This is a genomic window from Bacillus cereus group sp. MYBK101-2, assembly GCF_051918845.1.
In the GTDB taxonomy this organism is placed as follows: domain Bacteria; phylum Bacillota; class Bacilli; order Bacillales; family Bacillaceae_G; genus Bacillus_A; species Bacillus_A paranthracis.
The window spans coordinates 1-4,209 of record NZ_JBQAIE010000036.1 but is presented as its reverse complement, the minus strand read 5'-3'; the positions used below and the strand labels follow the sequence as shown (position 1 = coordinate 4,209).

Below are 4,209 nucleotides of genomic sequence, written 5' to 3'. Positions count from 1 at the left end.
AATCTTTAAAAACACTGATATATCAACATTTTTTACACTTTTAAAAGTCTCTCTCTTCTCACTCTATATATAGGGTTAAAAGTTCCGAAAGGAACAGGTAGTATTTTTTGAGAACCCCATTCAAAAAATCTCCACCTTGTCCGCTTTGCTCCCTCCTTGCAAAACTTTTTTCGGCTGGTTTTTGACTTTCGCCAAGCCGAACAGACCAAAAACGAGAATTTAAGTTGCTCGACTTGAACAAGCAATTGTACCAGCCGAACCACCCAGTTCTCCCAACCGATACATTATTCTTTTGCAATATGTATTTGATGCATATTTAGGGGCTAGCCCCTCGCTACGCTTCACCCCAGCCTTCACCATTCCACCCAAAAACAAGGGGAAAATCTTAAGCGAAAAAATAATAAGCCGTCCATATAGACAGCTCATTTACATAATCTTCGAAAGCGGAAGTCAATAAATCTATCATATATCTTCAGCGATTTATTGCTGAAGATACAACTGTTTTGATAATGGAATACCCTTATTGAAAAATTCTGAGTAATCGTTTAAATAATAATCTGCTACATCACTTTGACCTTGAAACATGCATGTTATGATTCCTAATTCTTTTGCAGGTAGCAAATCTAATTCTCTATCTCCAATAGCTAGATCAATTTTGTGTTTTTGATGCAAGTAAGTATATGCTGATGGGTTGGGTTTGCGAGGAAAACCATTATCAATCGTAACCATATCTACAAAGTATTTGTCCCATCCATAATATTTTAAAATTGCTAAAACTCCATCTCTGTGTTTATGTGTCATGATTACATTCTTATCTGCAAATTTCAAAATTTCTTCCACGCCATCAAATGGTTTCATGTCTTTTGGAGACAATTCCTTTTTTAAGCTTTTAATTTTCTCTTTCTGGTCACTAGAAACATTATAGTAGTCTAGTGCATGTGAGTATGAAATCTTTAATTTTTTATAAATCTCCTGTTTATCTATCTCTTCTCCAAGTACTAGAGAGAGTATTTTGGTATAGGCAGGATATGTATTAAAAAGTGTTCCGTCAAAGTCCCATAAAATATTCAATTAAATCACCCTTTCTATTCCATTTTATCACAAGAATGTGGTAGCCATACTCTTGTTTTCTTTGTATACTCCATACACTATCAGTTAACATAACGTCTCATTATCGGTAGTGAAGACAAAGGCGGATCCCTATTCCCACAAGGAATCCGCCTTTGTCTTTTTCTATGATTCTATGCATTTTTTTATACATTCCTATTATGGCGGGCTTTTCGGCCTCCCCATAGTTCCCTATGTCTTCCGATTTTTTGCATAAAATCTTGCATACTCTTAGCGTGGTTTTTTTCAAAATGCTGGTGGTACTCCTTAATAACAAGTTCATAGAATGTTGATTTTATAAATCAAAAGAGAGGGGAACCTATGTAGTGCTACTTGAGTAGAAAATTAGGTTTTTAATTAGGTAGAGGTAGCTGCATAGCGTGTGTCAACGGTACCGGACCGAACCCGTAAGGGGGCGGGAGGATAAGGAGTTGACACACTCACTATGCAACCCTCTTGTGGTTGTCAAAAGGTACCCTTTTGACTCTGCCAACCGGCGAGGGAGCCCCTCAAGGATTGAGGGGTTGGGGAGTTGGATTAAGGGGGTCTGGGGAAGAGTTCCCCAGCAGGTTTGGACAGAGTCCAAGGTTTTGTTTTTTGTCATGCAAAGCATGGCTTGGCGATAGCCAAAACAGCCTCGCAGAGCCTTTTCATTGTGTACATGGAGCGTAGCGGAATGTCACAATACAGAAAAGGTTACTTTGCCAAAGTAACAAAGCTTCTGGTATAGTGGGAGCAAGGAGTTGATTCGTCATGAGCATGTCAGTTTCTTTGAAAAAGGCAACGAACAAAACCAATATCAAACACAATAACAGGACAATGAGCGAGAAGGAAAAAGAGCGGAATTCGCATATTGATTATTCACGTTCTGACGAAAATAAATATCTTGTTCAGAAAGATTTAAAGGAATTATATCGAGAAGAATTTGGAGAAGTGTTGGAGAACTATAACGCCAAACAAAAACGTAACGACCGAAAAATTGATGACTATTACAAACACATTCAGTCCAGTAAAAAAACATCGCTTCAGCAAGAAATGATTATTCAAGTTGGAGATAAAGATGATTTTTCTAGTAAACAAGATTTTGAAAGGGCTAACGAAATTTTAGAAGAATGGTTATCGGAATTTGAAAAACGAAATCCAAATTTAAAAATTTATAACGCAGTCATTCACAATGATGAAGCGAGCCCACACATGCATTTGAATTTTGTTCCAGTAGCAAGCGGATATAAACGTGGACTTGAAAAGCAAGTATCATTTGACCGAGCGATTACGCAACAAGATCCAACTTTAGATAAAACTCGTCCTTTTGATGATTGGCGAGAAAAAGAGGTTAATTTGTTAGGCGAAATGTTAAAAGAGCGTAGTATTGAACGAAAAATTGTTGGCACAAATGATTATAAAGATGTTCGTGAATACAAAGAGAGAAAAGATTTACAAAGAGAAATTCAGCAGTTAGAAAAAGATTTGGCAAATAAGAAAAATAAATTGTTAGAAATGAGTGAACGATTACCAGGAGAAATCAAGATTAAAGCTGAGAGAGAGAAGAAAACAGAGGTTGTTCATAAAGGTTTATTTAAAAAAGAAACAGTAGAAAAACCAACAGAGAATTGGATTGTTGGAACTAAAGAATTAAAAAGAGTGCAAGGAATAATTAATGCTGGATATTCAGTGAAAAAAGATTATGAGCGTTTGCAGCGTACAGATTTAGTTCGAGAAAATAAAGAATTACAAGGTAAAGTTGATAGTTTAGCAGATGGTTTGGTTGAAGCTATTAACAAAAATACAGATTTGGAAGATGAGAATAGAAAACTACGTAAGGAAATAAGCTCGTTAAAAGCCCATATAGGAGATTTAAAGGAAAACATAAAGGTTTTATACCACAACACGAAAAAAGTCCTTGGAGAGCATTTTAAGGCGTTTAGAGGACTTGTTAAGAATGAACTGGATATGAATGGTGTAGACAATCAATTTGAACGTGAACACAAGAAGGAACTGAAGCATAAACAACGGAGACATGACATGGAGCGTTTTTAACAAAGTGAGTAAAAGTTTCTCTAAATTTTGTTTGACCATTTCTTGGGATTATATGTGTGATAAAATAAAAACGAGCCATGCTCCAACATGGCTCGTTTCAAAGGGTATTCAACGAAAATACCTAAAAATCAATATCTGTTTATAGATTATCATAATTTTATTATTAGGGTAATACCATAATTATGATTTTTGGTATTTATGTTGGTGCTCACAAAATGAGAGGAGCAACAACACATGACAAAAAAGATTATTAACTTTGGACAAGCTGAACAAAAAGCGAGAAAAAGAGATTTAGAGATTGAGCAAAAACAATTTGAAGAAGAACATCATGGGATGGATCAAGACGCAGTAGATGAAGCTTTAAAGGTGTTAAGTAAAGCTACTGGTGGTAAAGAGATTTACATAGGAACTAAAAAGAGTCCTCAATCGAAAGTGAGGTTTGCTCAATCAATGCAAGAGAATCTAGGCTATTTGTATAGGCAAAAATATTTAACAGATAGGGAGAAGATTTTTTTAACTGAAATAATTCCTTATATTGCTTTTTCTAGTAATTGTATTGTTCTTGATATTAAAGCGAAAAACCCTGTACCCGCAAATATTACAGAGATTGCAAAATTAATAGATGCTTCTAGACAACCTACAAGTACAGTAATCAATTCTTTAGTTAAAAAAGGAATTTTATTTAAAGGTGATTCAGGCGTTGAAGGAAATAATGCTAAAGCTTATGCAGTATTTATTAATCCTCATGTGGTTTATGCAGGAGATAAGGACAATGTAAATGAAGCATTAAAAGTTATGTTTTATAAAGCTATGAAGATGCCTATTTTAAAGGATTTACCTAATAAGTTTTTTTGAAAATAAAAATCGTAGTTATCAAATCGATAACTACGATTTTTTATTATTTCGTGTGTCACAAATATGTGACACACGTGTCACATATTTGTGACACACGAAAATCTTTAAAAACACTGATATATCAACATTTTTTACACTTTTAAAAGTCTCTCTCTTCTCACTCTATATATAGGGTTAAAAGTTCCGAAAGGAACAGGTAGTATTTTTTGA

3 protein-coding genes are annotated in these 4,209 nt (G+C 34.8%); 2 read left to right on the top strand and 1 reads right to left on the bottom strand.

Annotation, left to right across the window (positions count from 1 at the left end; genetic code table 11):
• Positions 1 to 480: 480 nt before the first annotated feature.
• Positions 481 to 1,071 carry an HAD family hydrolase gene (locus tag ACTFSI_RS27740; RefSeq protein WP_001024262.1) on the bottom strand — a complete coding sequence of 197 codons (591 nt, stop codon included), beginning with the start codon at positions 1,069 to 1,071 and terminating at the stop codon, positions 481 to 483.
• Positions 1,072 to 1,860: 789 nt separating this feature from the next.
• On the opposite strand from ACTFSI_RS27740, the gene ACTFSI_RS27735 reads away from it, so the two are divergent.
• Together ACTFSI_RS27735 and ACTFSI_RS27730 are read left to right on the top strand one after the other, a co-directional pair.
• On the top strand, positions 1,861 to 3,144 hold the full coding sequence (locus ACTFSI_RS27735; protein ID WP_277715693.1) for a plasmid recombination protein: 1,284 nt from the start codon (positions 1,861 to 1,863) through the stop codon (positions 3,142 to 3,144).
• A gap of 234 nt (positions 3,145 to 3,378) precedes the next feature.
• The gene (locus ACTFSI_RS27730; RefSeq protein WP_000162395.1) at positions 3,379 to 3,999 is read left to right on the top strand and encodes a hypothetical protein; all 621 of its coding nucleotides are present in this window, start codon (positions 3,379 to 3,381) and stop codon (positions 3,997 to 3,999) included.
• The last annotated feature ends 210 nt before the right edge of the window (positions 4,000 to 4,209 follow it).

What these genes read in the sequence shown, in the direction of transcription:
- ACTFSI_RS27735 (WP_277715693.1), top strand. Translation starts at nt 1,861, where the DNA reads ATGAGCATGTCAGTTTCTTTGAAAAAGGCAACGAACAAAACCAATATC.
- ACTFSI_RS27730 (WP_000162395.1), top strand. Translation starts at nt 3,379, where the DNA reads ATGACAAAAAAGATTATTAACTTTGGACAAGCTGAACAAAAAGCGAGA.